Raw genomic sequence first — 19,013 nt, 5'->3', positions numbered from 1 at the left:
TTCGGCCATCATGACGGTCCGCCGGCGCTACCTGATGGCATGCAATTTGAATGCCACCAAACCTGCGCCCCCGCGGGCGAAACCTAGCATTTTTACTAACTGTTCAGCGCCGCGGCTTATGCGTAGCGTAAAGACATCACCATGGCGGCGCAGCGCGGGCCGCCGGTAAAGCACCGGGGGAAGTATGTGGAGTGAGATCGGGCCTGACCGGCAACAGGATATCGAGGTGGACGGCTACCGGGTGGTGGCATACGAGTTCGGCGACGGCGACGAGACGGTGCTGTGCCTGAACGGCGGCCCGGGACTGCCCTGCGACTACCTGCGCGAAGCCCATTCCTGCCTTAAGAACCACGGCTACCGGGTGGTGGCGTTTGATCAGTTGGGCACCGGCAAATCCGACCGGCCGGATCTGCCCGGACTATGGACCATGGAGCGCTATGTGGGTGAAGTGGACACCGTACGCCGGGCCATGGGCCTTGACCGGGTGCATCTGCTTGGTCATTCCTGGGGCGGCTGGCTGGGCATCGAGGTGGCTTTGCACCATCCCGGGGCAATCAAAAGCCTGATTCTGGAAAATACCGTGGCGGATATGCCCCATTTGATCCAGGAGCTGCAGCGCCTGCGCGCCGCGCTGGGGCATGAAACCGTGGCCATGATGCAACGGCATGAGGCCATGGGTAGCCTGGATCATCCGGCCTACCAGGCGGCGATCACCTTGCTTAATTACCGCCATGTCTGCCGGCTGGACGACTGGCCGGCGCCGGTAAAACGCTCCCTGGAAGACTGGAATATGGGGCCGTATGTCGCCCTGCAGGGGCCGAATGAATTTCTGTATACCGGTCTTCTGAAAGACTGGGATCGCACGGCGGATTTGCCCGCCATCCGGGTGCCCTGCCTTATCACCACCGGCCTGCACGATGAGCTGACCCCGGCCTGCGCCATGCGCATGAAACAAGGGCTGCCGCAGGCGGAACTGCATGTGTTCCCCAACAGCAGCCATATGCCGTTTTATGAAGAGCCGCAGGCCTACTATCCGGTGCTGCTGGATTTTCTCGACCGCCAGCGTCAACGCGGCAGGGGGTAGGGACCATGCATCGCTATCGTTTCGTGCTGTTTCGTCCGCTGCAACTGGTGCCGGTACTGCTGGGCATCAGCATCATCACCTTTATGCTGGTGCGCGCCATTCCGGGCGATCCGGCCCGCATCCTGCTGGGCGTGCGCAGCACCCCGGCGGCGATTGCGCGCATTCGCGCCCAGTACGCGCTGGACCAACCGCTGTGGGTACAATACGGCTATTTTCTCAACAACCTGCTGCACGGCGAGCTGGGCCGCTCCATCGTGTATCGCATCGATACCCTGAAACTTATCATGACCCGCATCGAACCCACGCTGTGCCTGGTGGCGGGCAGCGTGCTGCTGGCGCTGCTGCTCACCGTGCCGCTGGCCGCCGCCGCCGCGCGCATGCGGGGAGGCGCCGTCGATATGGTTATCCGGCTGCTTTCCACCGCCGGACTGGGTTTCCCGGCGTTCTGGCTGGGCATCATGATGATCCTGCTGTTCAGCGTCACCCTGGGCTGGTTTCCCGTCTCCGGCTATGGCGACGGGTGGAGCGAAAGGCTGCATCATCTGGTGCTGCCCTGCCTGACGGTGGCGCTGGCGCTGTCGGCGGTGCTGACCCGCAACCTGCGCGCCAGCCTGCTGGCGGAACTGAAGGCGGATTACGTGACCGCCGCCAGGGCGCGCGGCCAGGAGGAGGGCCGTATTTTCTGGCGCCATGTCATGCCCAACTCGCTGGTGCCGACGGTGAATTTGCTGGCGGTGAATATCGGCTGGCTTATCGGCAGCACGGTGGTGATAGAAAGCGTCTTTGCCATTCCCGGCATGGGGCAGTTGTTGGTCAAGGCGATATTCAGCCGCGACTATATGGTGGTGCAGGGCGTGGTGATGGTGTTCGCCCTGGCGACGGTTGTGGTCAACCTGCTGGCCGATCTGCTGACGGTGGCCCTGGACCCGAGGGTCACATTATGATGTCCGCCCAGTCCGCGCGCCGATTTACCCTGCGCTGGCTACCGCGGCGCGCGGCGCTGCGCGCCGGGATGGTTATCCTGCTCATCTGGTTTTCGCTGGCGGCGCTCGCCCCCTGGATCGCGTTCTTCGATCCGCTTTACCAGGACGCGGATGCGCGCCTGCTGGCTCCTGGCCTGCCGCATCTGTTCGGCACCGATAACTTTGGCCGCGATATCTTCGCCAGAATCATCTGGGGCGCGCGCGTCGATTTGCAGATCTGCCTTATGGGCGTGGTGTTTCCGTTTGTCATCGGCACTATCGTCGGGGCGCTGTCCGGCTATCTCGGCGGTCCCGTCGACGCGCTTATCATGCGCTGTATCGATATCGTGCTGGCGTTTCCATTCCTGGTGCTGATGCTGTCGATCATCGCCATTATCGGACCGGGGCTGGGCAGCTTTTATATCGCCATGGCGCTGGTGGGCTGGGTATCCTACGCCCGTCTGGTGCGTTCCCAGGTACTGATCCTCAAGCACAGCGACTTTATGCTGGCGGCGCGCAGCCTGGGCTTTGGCCACCGACGCATCCTGTTCGCCCATTTGTTGCCCAACGCCCTGACCGGTTCCATCGTGTTCGCCATGTCGGACTGCGTGCTGGTGCTGCTAAACGGCGCGGCGGTGAGTTATCTCGGCCTTGGCGTGCAGCCGCCGGTGGCGGAGTGGGGGGTGATGATCGCCGAAGGGCAGAGTTTTATCACCAGCGCCTGGTGGATAACCGCTTTCCCGGGGCTGGCCATCGTGCTGCTGGCGATGGGCTTTAGCCTGCTGGCCGACGGCCTGGGCGATACGCTGGGGGAGCGGCCATGAGCGCGCCGGTGCTGCGGGTCAGCCACCTGACCGTCAACAATCGCCAGGGCATCGCCCTGGTGGATGATGTTTCCTTTAGCCTGGCGGCGGGGGAAATGCTCGGACTGGTGGGCGAAAGCGGTTCGGGCAAAACCGTGACCTGCCGGGCGCTGATGCGGCTGTTGCCCGGGGAAGGATTAACCCTGGCCGGCGGCGAAGCATGGCTGGGCGAGACCAATATCATGACCCTTGACCCACGGCAGATGACGCGGGTGCGCGGCCATCGGTTGGGCATGATTTTCCAGAATCCCGCCAGCCATCTTAACCCGGTGATGACCGTCGGCGGCCAGATAGCCGAAAGCCGCCGCGCCCATTTCGGCGACGGGCGGCGGGAAGCGCGCGCGGCGGCAGTCCACCTGCTGCGCCAGGTGGGTATTCCCGACCCCGAACGGCGGGTGGACCATTACCCGCACGAGTTTTCCGGCGGCATGCGCCAGCGGGCGATGATCGCCGTGGCGCTGGCCTGCGAACCCAGGATCCTGATTGCCGACGAGCCGACCACCGCGCTGGACGTGACGGTGCAGGTGCAGATCCTGCGCTTGTTAATGGATCTGCGCGACCGCCTGGGACTGGCCATCGTTATGATCACCCACGATCTGGGCGTGGTGGCGCAAACCTGCGACCGTATCGCGGTGATGTATGCCGGCAGGCTGTGTGAGGTCGGCGATAAACGCCAGGTATTGGCGCGGCCGCTGCATCCCTATACCCAGGGTTTAATCGATTGCCAGCCGGCGGGCGACGGCGGCAACGGCCCGCTGAAGACCATCGCGGGCCAGCCGCCGTCGGCGGATGGTTTTGCCCCGGGGTGCCGGTTCCATCCGCGTTGCGCGCGCGCCGGGCAGGCATGCCCCGAGCGGCAGCCCGCCCTGTTGACCGCACAAGATGATAACGCCCACGGCGCGGCCTGTTTTTATCCATTTCACGCGTTATCCCACCGGGAGGGACCATGGTGACCAAGGCTTATCCATTGCTGGAAGTCGATGAACTGCGGGTGTCTTTTCCCTTGTCGGGCGGCAACCCGCTGCGTTGGAACCGGCCGCGGGTCCAGGCGGTGAATGGCGTATCGCTGCGTATCCACCCCGGCGAAACCCTGGGACTGGTGGGCGAGTCCGGCAGCGGTAAAAGCACCCTCGGCCGCGCCATCCTGCAATTGGAGAAAAGCACCGGCGGCAGCGTACGTTTTGACGGCCGCGACGTGACCCATGGCCTGTCGAGCGATATCGCCCGCCTGCGCCGGCAAACGGCGATGATTTTCCAGGACCCGTTTTCATCGCTCAATCCCCGCCAGACCATCGGCGCCGCCATCGCCGAAGTACTGCGCGTGCATCGCAAAGTGCCGCCGGCGGCGATAGCGGCCCGGGTGGCCGAGTTGCTCACGCTGGTGGGGTTGCGCCCGGCGCAGGCGGATAAGCGGCCGGGCGCCCTGAGCGGCGGGCAGTGCCAGCGGGCCGGCATCGCCCGCGCGCTGGCGCTGGAGCCGCGGCTGATGGTGGCGGATGAATGCGTGGCCGCGCTGGATGTTTCCATACAGGGACAGATTATCAACCTGCTGATGGATCTGCGTGAGCGCATGGGGCTGGCGATACTGTTTATCGCCCACGATTTGGCCATTGTCCGCCGCCTGTGCGATCGGGTCGCGGTAATGTACCTGGGGCGCATTGTCGAGGAAGGTCCGGTGGAATCGGTGTTCCGCCTGCCGCGCCATCCCTATACCGCCTCGCTTATGGCGGCGATCCCGCAAATCAATCCCGACCTGCCGCTGCCCGCCGAGCCGCTGGCCGGCGAACCGCCCAGCCCGATTGCCATTGCGCCGGGGTGCGCTTTTCATCCCCGCTGCCGTTATGCCCGACCCTCTTGCCGTACCGGTTCCACCCCTGATACCCGGCATGTTGCCGACCATGCTTTTGCCTGTGTGCTCGACAGAAATACCGGCGAAGCCGACCTTCCTTTTCAATGAGGTATGTTAACCATGAAGCCTAAGCATTTTAACGTTGTCGCCGCCGCGGTCTTTCTGGCGCTCAGCGCCGCCGGCCAAATCGCCGAAGCCGCCGGGGTATTAAGCATCGGCCGGCGCGAGGATTCCACCACCTTCGACCCGATCAAGTCGGCGCAAAACGCCGATAACTGGGTCTTTTCCAATGTCTTCGACGTGCTGGTGCGGGTGGATAAAAACGGCACCCGGCTGGAGCCGGGGCTGGCGGAAAGCTGGGAAATTTCTCCCGACGGCAAGGTCTATACCTTTAAGATGCGCGACGCCAAATTTTCCGACGGATCGCCGGTGACCGCCCAGGATGCGGTGTTCAGCCTGCTGCGCATCCGCGATAACGAGGGATCCCTATGGCGCGACTCTTATAGCGTTATCGCTAAAGCCGAAGCCACCGACCCCCATACCCTGGTGGTGACGCTGAAAACGCCGTCGGCGCCGTTCCTGTCGCAACTGGCGTTGCCCAACGTATCGGTGTTGCCGGAAAAAGTGGTGAAAGCCATGGGCGAAGAGGCGTTTGCCGAAAAACCGGTGGGGTCGGGCGCGTTTAGCGTCAAGTCCTGGACCCGTGGCGAGAAGGTGGTGCTGGTAAAAAACCCCTTTTACTGGCAGGCGGATCGCGTCAAGCTGGACGGCGTGGAATGGCTGACGCTGCCGGACGACAATACGCGCATGCTGAAAGTGCAGGCGGGAGAGCTGGACGCCGCGCTGTCGGTGCCGTTCTCGCGTATCAGCGCGTTGCAGAAAGACCCTAACCTGGACGTCCATCTGGATCGTTCCACCCGCGAGGATCATCTGCTGATTAACCACGAACACGGCGCGTTGGCCAAGGTCGAGGTGCGCCAGGCGCTGGATTTCGCCATCGATAAAAAGGCCATTGTCGACACCGTCACCTTCGGTTTCGGTCATATAGCCAACTCGTATATTCCCGAGGGCGCGCTGTTCCATTATGCGGATAATCTACAGCGTCCGTACGATCCCGTGAAAGCCAAAGAGATGCTGAAGGCCGCCGGCGCGTCGGACCTGAAATTGAATTATGTGGTCAACGCCGGCGATGAGGTGGATGAGCAGATCGCCATATTGCTGCAACAGCAGCTGGCCAAGGCCGGGGTGACGGTTAACCTGCAAAAGGTCGACCCGAGCCAGAGCTGGGATATGCTGGTGGCGGGCGAATATGATATTTCGGTGATGTACTGGACCAACGATATTCTCGACCCGGATCAGAAAACCACCTTCGTACTGGGCCATGACGCCAACATGAACTATATGACCCGTTATCATAACGATAAGGTCAAGGATCTGGTGGCCGCCGCGCGCGTGGAAATGAACGTCGGCAAACGCCAGCAGATGTATATCGACCTGCAAAAAATGGCCAAGGCGGACGTGAACTGGATCGATTTATATTACAGTCCCTATCGCAACGTCAGCCGTAAGAATATCAAGGGCTTCTATCAAAATCCGCTGGGACGTTTCGCCCTTGAGGATACCGATAAGCTCTAGCCGAAGGGCAGGGGGCCCGCGCCGGCGCGCCCCCTGCACCGGCAGGCGTCAGCGGCAGGTCAACGCGTAAGCGCTTGCACCAAAAAGTGACGCCCCGCGGTAGATGTCCGGTCCCGACCGCGGCTTCCTGTTCCACATTGCCCGCTTAATCAGCAGCATAGCGGCTTTTTATCCCGACCTGCCGATGTGGTATGACCTTTGCACCTTTACAAATACTTACACCGCATAGGGCACCGTCATGCAAAATACTAAAGTGGCACCGGTATTGAAACGTACGTTGGGGAGCTTCCATTTGTGGGGAATCGCCGTGGGACTGGTGATTTCCGGCGAGTATTTCGGCTGGAGCTATGGCTGGGCACAGGCGGGCACGCTAGGCTTTCTGGTGACGGCGGTGGCGGTGGCGGCCATGTACTGCGCCTTCATCTTCAGTTTTACCGAGCTGACCACCTCCATACCCCATGCGGGCGGTCCCTTTGCCTATGCCCATCGCGCGTTTGGTCCCACCGGCGGTTTTATCGCCGGTTTCGCCACCCTGGTGGAGTTTGTCTTTGCCCCGCCGGCGATCGCCATGGCCATCGGCGCCTATCTTAACGTCCAGTTCCCGGCGCTGGAGCCGCGCTGGGTGGCCCTGGCGGCCTATCTGGTATTCATGACGCTCAATATCCTCGGCGTCAGCATCGCCGCTACTTTCGAACTGCTGGTCACCCTGCTGGCGATATTTGAACTGCTGGTGTTCATGGGGGTGGTGGCGCCGGGTTTTGAACTGGACAACTTTACCCGCGGCGGCTGGTCCGGCGCGGAACATTTCAGCGTCGGCGCGTTTTCCGGCATTTTTGCCGCCATCCCGTTCGCCATCTGGTTTTTCCTGGCCATCGAGGGCGCATCCATGGCGGCGGAGGAAGCCAAGGATCCGCAACGCACCATTCCCCGCGCCTTTATCGGCGGCATCCTGACCCTGACGGTACTGGCGCTCGGCGTGATGGTGTTCGCCGGCGGGGTGGGCGACTGGACTAAACTTGCCAATATCAACGACCCGCTGCCGCAGGCGATGAAAATCATCGTCGGCGGCAACAGCGGCTGGCTGCATATGCTGGTCTGGCTGGGGCTGTTCGGACTGATTGCCTCGTTCCACGGCATTATCATGGGCTATTCGCGGCAGATTTTCGCGCTGGCGCGCGCCGGTTACCTGCCGAGCCCCCTCGCCAGGGTGAACCGCCGCTTCCGCACGCCGCATCTGGCGATTATTGCCGGCGGGGCCGTGGGCATCGCGGCGATTTTCTCCGATTCCCTGATTATCATCGGCGGCCAGCCATTAACCGCCAACATCGTCACCATGTCGGTATTCGGTGCTATTGTAATGTATATCATCTCCATGGCGTCGCTGTTTAAACTGCGCCGCCTGGAACCGAAGCTTATCCGCCCGTTCCGCGCGCCGCTCTATCCGTTTGCCCCGGCGCTGGCGCTGGTGATGGCGGTGATTTGCCTGGTGGCGATGATTTATTACAACCAAATGCTGTTTATGATCTTCGCCGTCATGATGTTGCTGGGCTATGCCTATTTCCGCCTGACGCGTTATGCCCGCGACGCGGCGGCGCCGGATCCGCAGCTGACGCTAACGGACTGATCCCGGAGGGTGAATGTTTCACGCCACGTTAAGTGATCGAAATTACCGCTTTGCCGATTTGCGCGAGCTGATGGCCAAGGCGTCGCCCGCGCGCTCCGGTGATTACCTGGCCGGGGTGGCGGCCGGCAGCGCGGAAGAGCGCATGGCGGCGCGCATGGCCCTGGCGGATCTGCCGCTCAAGGCGTTTTTGCAGCAGCCGCTCATCCCCTACGAAGAGGATGAGGTGACGAGGCTGATTATCGACGGCCACGACGCGGCGGCCTTTGCGCCGGTAGCACATCTGACGGTGGGGGATTTTCGCGACTGGCTGCTGTCCGAGCGTACCGACAGCGCCCGGCTCACACAGGTCGCGCCGGGCATCATGCCGGAAATGGCCGCGGCGGTCAGTAAAATCATGCGCAACCAGGACCTGATCCTGGTGGCGAAGAAATGCCGGGTCATTACCCGCTTTCGCAATACCATCGGCCTGCCCGGCCATCTGAGCGTGCGTTTGCAGCCCAACCATCCCACCGACGACCTTAAAGGCATCGCCGCCAGCATGCTGGACGGTTTGCTGTACGGCAGCGGCGACGCGGTAATCGGCATCAATCCCGCCAGCGACAGCCTGCCGCTGCTGGAAAAGCTTAACTATATGCTGGACGATGTGATAGCAAGCTTTGAGATTCCCACCCAATCCTGCGTGCTGACCCATGTCACCAATACCATCAAGCTGATTGAGCGCGGCGCGCCGGTGGATCTGGTATTCCAGTCCATCGCCGGCACCGAGGCGGCCAACGCCGGCTTCGGCATCAACCTCGCGCTGCTTGATGAAGCCCGGCAGGCGGCGCTAAGCCTTAAACGCGGCACGCTGGGTGATAACCTGATGTATTTTGAAACCGGGCAGGGCAGTTGTCTGTCGGCCGACGCTCATCATGGGGTAGACCAGCAAACCTGCGAGGCCCGCGCCTATGCCATCGCGCGTCACTTTAAACCCTTGCTTATCAATACCGTGGTGGGCTTTATCGGACCGGAATACCTGTACGACGGCAAACAGATCATCCGCGCCGGGCTGGAAGATCATTTTTGCGGCAAGCTGTTGGGGGTGCCGTTGGGGTGCGATGTCTGCTATACCAATCACGCCGAGGCCGATCAGGACGACATGGATACACTGTTGACCCTGCTGGCCGCCGCCGGATTGACCTTTATGATGGGCGTGCCCGGCGCCGACGATATCATGCTGAATTACCAGAGCACCTCGTTCCATGACGCCTTGTATGTGCGAGAGCTGTTCGGGCTAAAGCATGCGCCGGAATTTTCCGCCTGGCTCCAGCGCATGCAGATTATCAACGCCGACGGCATGCTGCGCGACACCACCGGCCAGCATCCTCTGCTGCAACATTTTTCCACATGAGTATCGAGCCATGAGTAAACCTGTTCAGCCCCCGGCCGGCAAATATCCGGTAGGCAGTAGCGTTCATGCCAACCCTTGGGAAAGCCTGCGGGAATTTACCGCGGCGCGCATTGCCCTTGGCCGCGCCGGCTCCAGCCTGCCGACCCGTGAACTGCTGAAATTCGGCCTGGCGCACGCCCAGGCGCGCGACGCGGTGCATCTTCCCTTTGACAGCGAATCGCTGGCGCAGCAACTGGAAGCGGACGGCATGACCACGCTCAGGGTGCAAAGCCGGGCGCAAAACCGGGAAACCTATCTCTGCCGGCCGGACCTGGGCCGCCGTCTCGGCGACGATAGCCGGCGCATGCTCAACGCCTATCCGGACAAGCAGGCCGATATCCTGCTGGTGATCGGCGACGGCCTGTCCTCAAAGGCGGTGCATCGCCAGGCGGTGCCGTTTATCCGGGCGTTGCTCCCCTACCTGTCGCTGCTGGGGCTGAAATTGGCGCCGGTGGTGCTGGCCCACCAGTCGCGGGTGGCCCTGGGGGATGATATCGGCGCGTGCCTGCGGGCGCGGGCGGTGGCTATCCTGATAGGCGAGAGGCCCGGTTTATCCTCGCCGGACAGCTTGGGCATCTATTTTACCTGGGAGCCCCATACCCGACGCCTGGAGTCGGAGCGCAACTGTATCTCCAATATCCGCCCCGAAGGGCTGGATTATCCCCAGGCGGCCTTTAAACTGGCATGGCTGCTGGAGCATGCCGGACAGCGGAGGTTATCGGGCATCGAACTGAAGGACGAAAGCGACAATCCGGCGTTATACGGTCTGGTTAAGCCATTGTTTAAACAGGCTGAACGCCTGGGCGGCGAAATATGATTATACTTAGCGGACAGCGCCGGTTTCCAGAGCGTTTGGCCCGATAAGGATACCTTCACGATATGAGCGACCCCGTTTCCTGTATTTTATCCGTGGACCAAGGGCTACCGTTCGGCCCCGCCGATCTGCTGACCCTGATTGCGCCGGCGCGGGCCTGGTCCTGCCGCTTCGACATTGCCCTATACCGGAATGAGGATTTTGCCGCCCAGGGCGTCAGGCTGCCGCCGTCAATCGCCGGCGCCGCGGTAAAACGGCGCGGGGAGTACCTGGCGGGGCGCATCGTCGCCGGACGGGTATTACAGGATGTGGGTTATCCGCATTTCGATTTGCTGGCCGGCGAAGACCGGGCGCCGGGCTGGCCGGACGACGTGCAGGGCGCGCTGACCCATCACGCCACCCTGGCCGTCGGTATAGGCTGGCGGCGTCCCGATCGCCGGTTATCCGGGCTGGGCATCGATATCGAAACCCTGATTAACGGTCCGCGCACGCTGGAGCTGTGGCCCGGTATCATCAGCGCCTGGGAACATGAGTATTTCGCCACCCTCCCGCTGCCTTTCACCGTCGCCCTGACGCTGGCGTTTTCCGCCAAGGAAAGCCTGTTCAAGGCGCTGTATCCTTCGGTCAGGCGTTATTTCGATTTTCTGGACGCGCGCGTGGTGCGCTTAGCCGGCAACCGCATCACCCTGGAGCTGGTGGTGGAACTGACGCCCGATCTGCCGGTGGGCATGCTGTTTGAATGCGGTTATGCCGTCACTGACTATGATGTGCTGACGGTACTGGCCATTGGTAACGACTAGGTGGCCATGCGCGCCGGGAATGGATTTCGGCCGGCGCGGGCGCGGCCCGGTTTACCCGGCGGATAACCGGCAATATTACCAAAAAGTGCGCTTGCGTCCATGCCGCAAGGCTTACGCCGGCTGATTTCTCCATGTGTAAACATCTGGTTACAAAGTTGACTGTTGTTTACGTACTTTAGCCGCAGTATAGTCGCCCGCCTAATAGCTGCCTAGGCAAAGATTATCATGGACCATTTTTCCACTGACGATATTGATGAGGTCTATGCCTGGGGACGGCAAATCCACCGGTTGAACCTGTGCAAGGATCGCATCCTGGAACTTTACCTTGCGCCTTACGAGATTACCGCCGCCCAGTTTAAAGTCATGTTGATGATGAACCGGGACGGTTTAACCACGTCGGCGGATCTCTGTCGCTGCATCAGCCTGGACAGCGGCGCCATGTCGCGCATGCTCGACCGGCTGCAAAACAAGAAAATGATCATGCGGGTACGCAGCACCACCGATCGGCGTCAGTTCCATCTGGCGCTGACCGAGCAAGGGCATGACTTCTGCCGGCAGATCCCGCTGATAGCGCTCAAGTCATTTAATGAATTACTGGCGCCCCTGACTCCCTCCGAACTCAATGAACTCGATCGCCTGCTGAAAAAGCTGGTCATCCCTGCCGGTATTTAAGGAGTACATTTTACCATGCCGTTGCGCATTCGTTTATTACCGTTGCTCTGCTCGCTGATCCTGGCGGGGTGCGCCCTGCCGAATGGTTTACATACCGAAGGCCGGACGCTTGATGTCGCAAGCCTGCACAGCGAGAACACCCTAAAGGCCAATACCCTGTCCAGCGCCGGCTGGCCGGCCTCCGACTGGTGGAACAGCCTTGGCGACCCGCAGCTTAACCTGCTTATCCAGCAAGCCTTGCGCTCCAGCCCCGACCTGCAGGTGGCGGACGCGCGCGCGCGCCAGGCCAGCGCCACGGTCCTGGCGGCCGAGGCCGACCGTATGCCGACTCTCGACGCCAACGCCGGCATCTCGCGTGAACGGATGTCCGCGGTGGACGATCCCACCGGGCAAGGCAAAAGATATGCCACGCTGCGCACGCTGTCGGTGAACTTCGACTATAGCTTCGATTTATGGGGCGGGCAGCGCGCCGCCTGGGAAGCCGCGGTCGGCCGGGCCAACGCCGCCGACGTGGATCGCCAGGCCGCCAGGCTGACGTTATCCGCGGATGTGGCGCGCGCCTACAACACGTTGGGCCAGGCCTGGGCGATGCACGATCTGGCGCAAAAAGACCTGGAACGCACGCGCACCATGCTGGATCTGGCCTCCAAGCGTCTTAACGCCGGGCTGGACAGTAAATTCCAGTATCAGCAGACCGAAAGCCTGGAGGCCTCGGCCGAAGCCAGCCTGACCGATAGCCAGCAGCAGGTGCGCGCCGCCGGCATCCGGCTGGCGGTCCTGCTGGGACAAGGGCCGGATCGCGCCGCCGGGTTGCCTCGGCCCAAGCTGATTGCGCCCTCCGCCGTCAGCCTGCCGCCGACGCTTCCGGCCCAGCTGCTCGGTCGCCGCCCGGATCTGGTGGCCGCGCGCTGGCGGGTGGAGGCGGCGACCAAGGATATCAAGGTCAGCCGTACCGCCTTTTATCCCAATATTAACCTGACCGCCGCCGCCGGCAGCAAATCGCTGGTGGGCGACGCGTTCTTTGGCGCGCCGGAGCGCTATTTCAGCATTGGACCGGCCCTGTCGCTGCCCATCTTTGACGGCGGCCGCCGCCGCGCCGATCTGGCCGGCAGCAATGCCGATTACGATCTGGCGGTGGCGCAATACAACCAGGCGCTGGTGTCGGCGCTGGGAGACATCGGCGACGCCATAACCCGTCTGGATTCCCTGGATATTCAAATCCAGCAGCAGATGCGCGCGCGCGATATCGCCAATGATTCATGGGGTAACGCCATGCAGCGCTACAGCGCGGGCGTCGGCAACTACCTTGACGCCCTGAGCGTAGAACAACAGCTTATCCAGGCCGAGCGCCAACTGGCCGCGTTGAATGCCGATCGTACCGATACCGCCATCCTGCTGATGCAGGCCATGGGCGGCGGCTTTCATACTTCCGTTTCTTCCGATGCCGCGCAAAACGTGGCCATGAATCAAGCACACTGAGAACTATTTTATGGCTGAGAATTCCACTAACGCTCAAACAGATAACAACGCCGCGCCGGTCAATCCGCCGGCGAAGTCAGGCAAACGTAAACTGATGTTATTGATTTTACTGGCGATAATTATTGTGGCCGCTATTGCTTTCGGCCTCTATTATTGGTTGCACGGCCGGTTTTTTGAATCCACCGATGATGCCTATGTCTCCGGCAACCTGGTGCAGATCACGCCGCAGGTGTCGGGCACGGTTACCGCCATCGCCGCCGATGACGGCGACTTTGTCCGGCAAGGCCAGGTATTGGTGCGTCTTGATCCCAGCGATACCATCGTCGGCCAGGAAAGCGCCGAGGCCAATCTGGCCAAGGTGGTGCGCCAGGTTCGCGGTTTATACAGCAACGTGGATAACTATAAGGCCATGGTGGCGGCAAGCAAGATCCAGCTGCAGCGCGCCCGGGACGACTACCAGCGCCGGGCTAATCTGGCGCGCGACGGGGCGATATCCCAGGAAGAGCTGTCGCATTCACGCGACGCGCTGACCTCGGCGGAGACCTCGCTGACCTCGGCCCAGCAGCAGTTAAGCACGACGTTCGCCCTGGTGGACGACACCACCATCAGTTCCCATCCCGATGTGAAGGCCGCCGCCGCCCAGCTGCGCCAGGCCTATCTTAACAACGTGCGCAGCACCATGGTGGCGCCGGTCAGCGGTTATGTGGCCAAGCGTTCAGTGCAGGTCGGCAGCCGCGTGCAGCCGGGCAGCGCCCTGATGGCGGTCGTGCCGCTGGATCAAATCTGGATCGACGCCAATTTCAAGGAAACCCAACTGGTCAAAATGCGTATCGGCCAGCCGGTGGACATTGACGCCGACCTGTACGGCGGCGATATCACCTACCGCGGCAAGGTGGAAAGCCTCGGCGTCGGCACCGGCAGCGCCTTCTCGCTGTTGCCGGCGCAAAACGCCAGCGGCAACTGGATCAAGATTGTCCAGCGTTTACCGGTGCGTATTCGCCTGGAACCGGACCATCTGGATAAGTTCCCGCTGCGCATCGGCCTGTCCACCAACGTCACGGTAAACCTGCATAACCAGGACGGACCGGTGCTGGCGGTCAATCCTCAACAGCAGCCGCGGTTTGCCACCGATGTCTATGACCATCAGCTGGTGGAAGCCGATAAGCTGGTGGCGCGCATTATTCATGAAAATGGCGAGCAGGCCATGGCCGCCGGCCAGGTTAAAAATTGATGCGGAGTCGCCATGAGTGAACAATCGTTTCGTCCGCCCAGCCTGGTCCTGGCTACCATCGGACTGTCGCTGGCGACATTTATGCAGGTGCTGGATACCACGATTGCCAACGTGGCGTTGCCGACCATTTCCGGCAACCTGGGCGTCAGTTCGGAGCAGGGGACCTGGGTTATTACCTCGTTCGCGGTTTCCAACGCCATCGCGCTGCCGCTGACCGGCTGGATGTCGCGCCGTTTCGGCCAGACCAAACTGTTCCTGGCATCGGTATTGCTGTTTATCATCACCTCGTTTTTGTGCGGCATTTCGCAAAGCATGACGCAACTGGTGATTTTCCGCGCCTTGCAGGGATTCTTCGCCGGTCCGCTGTATCCCATGGCGCAGACCCTGCTGCTGTCGATCTATCCCCCGGCCAAACGGGGGATGGCGTTGTCGCTGCTGGCCATGGTGACGGTGGTGGCGCCGATCGTCGGTCCGCTGGCGGGCGGCTGGATTACCGATAACTACACCTGGCCGTGGATCTTTTTTATCAACGTGCCGATTGGGATATTCGCCGCCATGCTGGTGTTCGCCCAGTTAAAGGGGCGCCCGGAGGAGCAGGAGCATCAGCCCATCGATTATATCGGCCTGGGCCTGCTGGTGGTGGGCGTCGGGCTGCTGCAGGTGGTGCTGGATAAAGGTAACGATCTGGACTGGTTCGGATCCAACTTTATCATCATCGGCGCGCTGATTGCCACTATCGCGCTGATAGCGCTGGTTATCTGGGAATTCACCGATAAACACCCCATCGTTAACCTGCGGCTGTTCCGCTATCGCAACTTTTCCTTCGGCACCCTGGCCCTGGTCTTGGGGTATTCGGGCTTTTTCGGCATCAACCTGCTGCTGCCGCAGTGGCTGCAAACCCAATTGGGCTATACGCCGGTATGGGCGGGACTGGCGGCGGCGCCGATTGGCATCCTGCCGGTCTTTATGTCGCCGCTGGTGGGACGTTACGCCCATAAGTTCGATCTCAGGCTGCTGGCGGGCGGATCCTTCCTGGTGATAGGCGTCAGCTGCTTTATGCGCGCCGATTTTAATACCCAGGTGGATTATTACCACATCGCGATGATCCAGGGCTTTATGGGTATCGGCGTAGCGCTGTTTTTTATGCCGACCACCAGTATTCTGCTGTCCAGCCTGTCGCCAAGGGAGATTGCCGACGGTTCGGGACTGGCCACGTTCCTGCGCGTATTGGGCGGCAGCTTCGCCTCTTCGCTCACCACCTGGATTTGGCAACGACGGGAAATTTTCCACCACGCCCAGCTAACGGAAAATATTACGCCCTACAGCGCCAACACCCAGGACTATATCGCCAGGATGGGCGGGGTCGGCCAGACCACCATGGCGCAGCTGGATAAACTGGTGGAAGGACAGGCCTATATGCTGTCCACCGTCGACTATTTCACCCTATTGGGCTGGATGTTTTTTGCGCTGATCCTGGTTATCTTCCTGGCGAAGCCGCCGTTCAGCGCCCAGGGCGGCGGCGGGGGACACTGACGCCCTTGCCCGCATGCGTTATGGCGGCGTCCCGGCGCCGCCGATTCATTTACCCAGGCCAGACCGGCGCCGGCCAAAGCGGCGTCGATCATCAGGGGCGGATTGTCCAGCGTCAGCGCGCCGGTCACATTGATAAGCCTTTTTACGCCCTGACGTTCAAATTGCCAGTGCAACGGCGCGCCGCTGGGAAGCAGGCTGCGGATACAATGATGCCGCGCCAGTTCGCCCGGTTCCGCCGGACGGCCATGTAAGGCGAAATACCCGGGCGCGCCCACCACCAGGAAACGCAGCGGCGCAGAGCACGGCACGGCGATCATATCAAGCGGCACGCTTTCCGCCAGCCGGATGCCGGCGTCAAATCCGTCGGCAACGATATCCACCAGCCGGCTGTCGGCCACGATTTCCACCGTCATATCGGGGTAGCGCCGCAGATATTCCAGCACCATGGGTTGCAGGATCATCCTGGCCGCCGCCTCGGAGGTATTGAGCCTCAGCCGCCTGGAAGGCGTGAGGCGAAATTGGTTGACGCCCTCCATGGCCGCATCGATTTCAGTGAGCGCGGGACGTACCCGATCAAGCAATTGCTCGCCCGCCTGGGACAAGGAAACGCTGCGGGTGGTGCGGTTAAACAGACGTACCCCAAGCTGGCTTTCCAGCGTTGCCACCCGATGGCTGAGCGCCGCCGGTTATTTTGCCGATCAAGGCTACAATGTGGTGGCAACCCAGCGCCATCCACAGCCGAGCGCGGTCCTGGCGGGGCGGGATAATGTGCTGATAACCAGGCTGGACGTCGGGGACGCGGCCAGCATCGCCACCGCCATCGCGGCGGGCATCTCGCGTTTTGGCGCTATCGACGTGCTGGTCAATAACGCCGGCTACGGCCAGTTCGGCCTGTTTGAAGCGGTCAGCGAGGCGCAAGTCCAGTAACAGTTCGCGGTCAATGTCTTCGGGGTAATGGCGGTAACGCGGGCGCTATTGCCACATTTTCGCCGGCGGGGACAGGGTAGGGTTATCAATCTCAGCTCCGGCGCCGGTGTGTTTACCCTGCCGATGATTTCGCTGTACTGCGCCAGTAAATTCGCCCTGGAGAGATTTACCGAGGCGCTGGCCTATGAGCTTGCGGCCGTGAATATCGGCGTGAAACTGGTTATTCCGCACGGCGGGGTAACGGAAACCCGCTTTAGCGTGCGCCAGGCCGAGGGCCGGGCCAACGAGGGGAAATTAACCGATTACGCGCCATTTATCGACAAGACGCGGCGCGCCTTTGCCGCCATGGGCGCGGCCAGCACCATCAGTGCGCTGGATGTGGCCAAGGTCATCCACCAGGCGGCAACCGACGGGTCGGATCGTTTGCGTTATCTGATTGGCGACGATAGCCGGGGGTTTATCCATGCCCGGCGGGAATTGCCCGAGGAGGAGTATATCGCTTTTATGCGGGGGACATTCTGTTGAAAACCCGGTTGCCAACTCCGGGGTGGCGAAAGGCGTGCCCAGGAAGCGCCAAGGCTCCCTGGTTGTCATCAATCAGCCGGTTATTGCAAATGGGTTTTCAGCTCGGTGGCGGCCTGCAGGATTTGAGAACGCACCGCCGGCACCTGGCTTAACGGGTTCAGCAAGCCAAAGTCATGGATCATGCCGTTGTAGCGGGTGACGGTCACGTCGACGCCGGCGGCATCCAGCTTACGCCCGTAGGCTTCGCCCTCGTCGCGCAGCACGTCCAGTTCGGCGGTCTGGATCAGGGTCGGTGGCAGCCCTTTCAACTGGGACGTGGTGGCCATCAGCGGCGAAGCGTGTATATCCTTGCGCTGGCCGACGTCCTTGGTATAGGCATCCCAGAACCATTTCATCATATTACGGGTCAGGAAATGGCCGTTGGCATAGGTTTTATAGGATACGGTGTCAAAATTAGCGTTGGTCACCGGCCACAACAGGGCTTCAAAACGGATTTTCGGCGCGCCTTTCTCTTTTGCCATCAAGGACACCACCGTCGCCATATTGCCGCCGACGCTGTTACCGGCCACGGCCAGGCGTGAACCGTCGACGCCGATTTCATCGCCATGTTCCGCGACCCAGCGGGTGGCGTCATACGCCTGGTTGATGGCGACCGGATAATGCGCCTCGGGGGAAGGGGTATAATTGACAAATACCGCCGCCGCGCCGGATTCCACCACTAAATCACGGACCAGACGTTCATGGGTGGGGAAGTCCCCCAGAATCCAGCCGCCGCCGTGAAAGAACATAAACACCGGCAGCGTACCGGTGGCGCCGTTTGGTTTAACAATGGTCAGGGAAATATCCTTGCCATCGACGTTAATGGTTTTTTCACTCACATCGGCCGGCGGCAGCGTGGCGTTGGCCTGGGCATTGGCCAATGCCTGGCGCGCGTTTTGCGGCGACAGCTGTTCCATGGGTTTGGCGCCCGAGCCGTTGAGCACGTTAAGGAACTCTTGCACCTGGCGATCGGCGGCGGGGGCCTGGGGGGCGGCAAAAGCGCTGCTCATGCCCATGGTCAACAACGAGGCGGTAAACAGGGTGGAAAATGTGTTCATGGCGTTTCTCCTTACATCATTAAAAATACTATCGCCGGGGCGATGGTTCGGTTACCTCATGATGGTAATTAAGTAGTTTGATAATATATAGCGCACTATTTAATTAACCAGATTTCCGTCCAGCAAACTTTAGCACATCTGGGACGTACTGTTCGCTATGCGGGTACGCCGGATGCAGCGACGGCGGATAGAGGGTAATTTAGTTAATTCGATATTAAATAGCAAGCTATTTAATTAGAAATTGATATTTTTTTTTGGACAACGCGCGATCCGACCCTGCGCAGGTTCGTATGCCGTATGATTGGGGGATTATTTTGAATGGAGTCTGGCATTGGAAAAGAGGTTTTTTTTGAAAGTGGTGGGTCGTGCAGGATTCGAACCTGCGACCAATTGATTAAAAGTCAACTGCTCTACCAACTGAGCTAACGACCCACTTAAAAGATCAGAAATGGTGGGTGATGACGGGATCGAACCGCCGACCCTCTCCTT

The 19,013-nt window shown here is 61.0% G+C and carries 16 protein-coding genes, 1 tRNA gene and 2 pseudogenes; 15 read left to right on the top strand and 4 right to left on the bottom strand.

What is annotated here, in order from left to right; all coding sequences use genetic code 11:
• The first annotated feature begins 184 nt into the window (after nucleotides 1–184).
• The 14 genes from VGC33_RS08625 (at nucleotide 185) to VGC33_RS08560 (ending at nucleotide 15,975) form a co-directional block, all read left to right on the top strand.
• Complete coding sequence (locus tag VGC33_RS08625) at nucleotides 185–1,084, top strand: proline iminopeptidase-family hydrolase (RefSeq protein WP_331120341.1); 900 nt, start codon at nucleotides 185–187, stop codon at nucleotides 1,082–1,084.
• Between the two features lie 5 nt (nucleotides 1,085–1,089).
• A complete protein-coding gene (locus VGC33_RS08620) occupies nucleotides 1,090–2,028 on the top strand; it encodes an ABC transporter permease (RefSeq protein ID WP_331120340.1) in 939 nt (312 codons plus the stop codon).
• Nucleotides 2,025–2,870 (top strand): ABC transporter permease, encoded by an 846-nt coding sequence (locus VGC33_RS08615; RefSeq protein ID WP_331120339.1) that lies wholly within the window; start codon nucleotides 2,025–2,027, stop codon nucleotides 2,868–2,870. Before VGC33_RS08620 ends, VGC33_RS08615 begins: the two co-directional genes overlap by 4 nt.
• The gene (locus VGC33_RS08610) at nucleotides 2,867–3,862 is read left to right on the top strand and encodes an ABC transporter ATP-binding protein (RefSeq protein WP_331120338.1); all 996 of its coding nucleotides are present in this window, start codon (nucleotides 2,867–2,869) and stop codon (nucleotides 3,860–3,862) included. Before VGC33_RS08615 ends, VGC33_RS08610 begins: the two co-directional genes overlap by 4 nt.
• The gene (locus VGC33_RS08605) at nucleotides 3,856–4,866 is read left to right on the top strand and encodes an ABC transporter ATP-binding protein (protein ID WP_331120337.1); all 1,011 of its coding nucleotides are present in this window, start codon (nucleotides 3,856–3,858) and stop codon (nucleotides 4,864–4,866) included. Before VGC33_RS08610 ends, VGC33_RS08605 begins: the two co-directional genes overlap by 7 nt.
• A gap of 12 nt (nucleotides 4,867–4,878) precedes the next feature.
• Nucleotides 4,879–6,393, top strand: coding sequence for an ABC transporter substrate-binding protein (locus tag VGC33_RS08600; RefSeq protein WP_331120336.1), 1,515 nt, complete (start codon nucleotides 4,879–4,881; stop codon nucleotides 6,391–6,393).
• 238 nt (nucleotides 6,394–6,631) lie between these two features.
• A complete protein-coding gene (gene eat / locus VGC33_RS08595; protein WP_331120335.1) occupies nucleotides 6,632–8,017 on the top strand; it encodes an ethanolamine permease in 1,386 nt (461 codons plus the stop codon).
• 13 nt (nucleotides 8,018–8,030) lie between these two features.
• A complete protein-coding gene (locus VGC33_RS08590; RefSeq protein ID WP_331120334.1) occupies nucleotides 8,031–9,407 on the top strand; it encodes an ethanolamine ammonia-lyase subunit EutB in 1,377 nt (458 codons plus the stop codon).
• A gap of 10 nt (nucleotides 9,408–9,417) precedes the next feature.
• Entirely contained in the window at nucleotides 9,418–10,263 is an 846-nt protein-coding gene (gene eutC / locus VGC33_RS08585; protein ID WP_331120333.1) for an ethanolamine ammonia-lyase subunit EutC, read from the top strand.
• A gap of 62 nt (nucleotides 10,264–10,325) precedes the next feature.
• Nucleotides 10,326–11,060 carry a 4'-phosphopantetheinyl transferase family protein gene (locus VGC33_RS08580; protein WP_331120332.1) on the top strand — a complete coding sequence of 245 codons (735 nt, stop codon included), beginning with the start codon at nucleotides 10,326–10,328 and terminating at the stop codon, nucleotides 11,058–11,060.
• A gap of 225 nt (nucleotides 11,061–11,285) precedes the next feature.
• On the top strand, nucleotides 11,286–11,732 hold the full coding sequence (locus tag VGC33_RS08575; protein WP_331120331.1) for a MarR family winged helix-turn-helix transcriptional regulator: 447 nt from the start codon (nucleotides 11,286–11,288) through the stop codon (nucleotides 11,730–11,732).
• Between the two features lie 15 nt (nucleotides 11,733–11,747).
• Nucleotides 11,748–13,211, top strand: a complete 1,464-nt coding sequence (locus tag VGC33_RS08570; protein WP_331120330.1) for an efflux transporter outer membrane subunit — start codon at nucleotides 11,748–11,750, stop codon at nucleotides 13,209–13,211.
• A 10-nt stretch (nucleotides 13,212–13,221) separates the two neighbouring features.
• On the top strand, nucleotides 13,222–14,442 hold the full coding sequence (locus VGC33_RS08565; RefSeq protein WP_414636913.1) for an HlyD family secretion protein: 1,221 nt from the start codon (nucleotides 13,222–13,224) through the stop codon (nucleotides 14,440–14,442).
• A gap of 12 nt (nucleotides 14,443–14,454) precedes the next feature.
• Nucleotides 14,455–15,975, top strand: a complete 1,521-nt coding sequence (locus VGC33_RS08560) for a DHA2 family efflux MFS transporter permease subunit (protein WP_331120329.1) — start codon at nucleotides 14,455–14,457, stop codon at nucleotides 15,973–15,975.
• Here VGC33_RS08560 and VGC33_RS08555 read toward each other — a convergent pair.
• Entirely contained in the window at nucleotides 15,876–16,511 is a 636-nt protein-coding gene (locus VGC33_RS08555; protein WP_331120372.1) for a LysR substrate-binding domain-containing protein, read from the bottom strand. The genes VGC33_RS08560 and VGC33_RS08555 overlap by 100 nt on opposite strands.
• 60 nt (nucleotides 16,512–16,571) lie before the next feature.
• Nucleotides 16,572–16,649 (bottom strand): annotated as a pseudogene (locus tag VGC33_RS08550) (LysR family transcriptional regulator); the annotation flags it as partial.
• On the opposite strand from VGC33_RS08550, the pseudogene VGC33_RS08545 reads away from it, so the two are divergent.
• Nucleotides 16,648–17,427, top strand: a pseudogene (locus tag VGC33_RS08545) (SDR family NAD(P)-dependent oxidoreductase). The pseudogenes VGC33_RS08550 and VGC33_RS08545 sit on opposite strands and share 2 nt — an antisense overlap.
• Before the next feature lie 80 nt (nucleotides 17,428–17,507).
• Here the strand turns inward: VGC33_RS08545 and VGC33_RS08540 are convergent.
• Both VGC33_RS08540 and VGC33_RS08535 read right to left on the bottom strand, forming a co-directional pair.
• Nucleotides 17,508–18,524: an alpha/beta hydrolase gene (locus VGC33_RS08540; RefSeq protein ID WP_349256811.1), complete on the bottom strand. Its 1,017-nt coding sequence runs from the start codon at nucleotides 18,522–18,524 to the stop codon at nucleotides 17,508–17,510.
• Nucleotides 18,525–18,880: 356 nt separating this feature from the next.
• A tRNA-Lys gene (locus VGC33_RS08535) sits at nucleotides 18,881–18,956 on the bottom strand.
• Nucleotides 18,957–19,013 lie beyond the last annotated feature (57 nt).

Source organism: Acerihabitans sp. (assembly GCF_036398755.1).
Taxonomy (GTDB): Bacteria; Pseudomonadota; Gammaproteobacteria; order Enterobacterales; family Enterobacteriaceae; genus Acerihabitans.
Note: the sequence above shows the minus strand (reverse complement) of the source record. Positions and strands in the feature narration are given on the sequence as shown.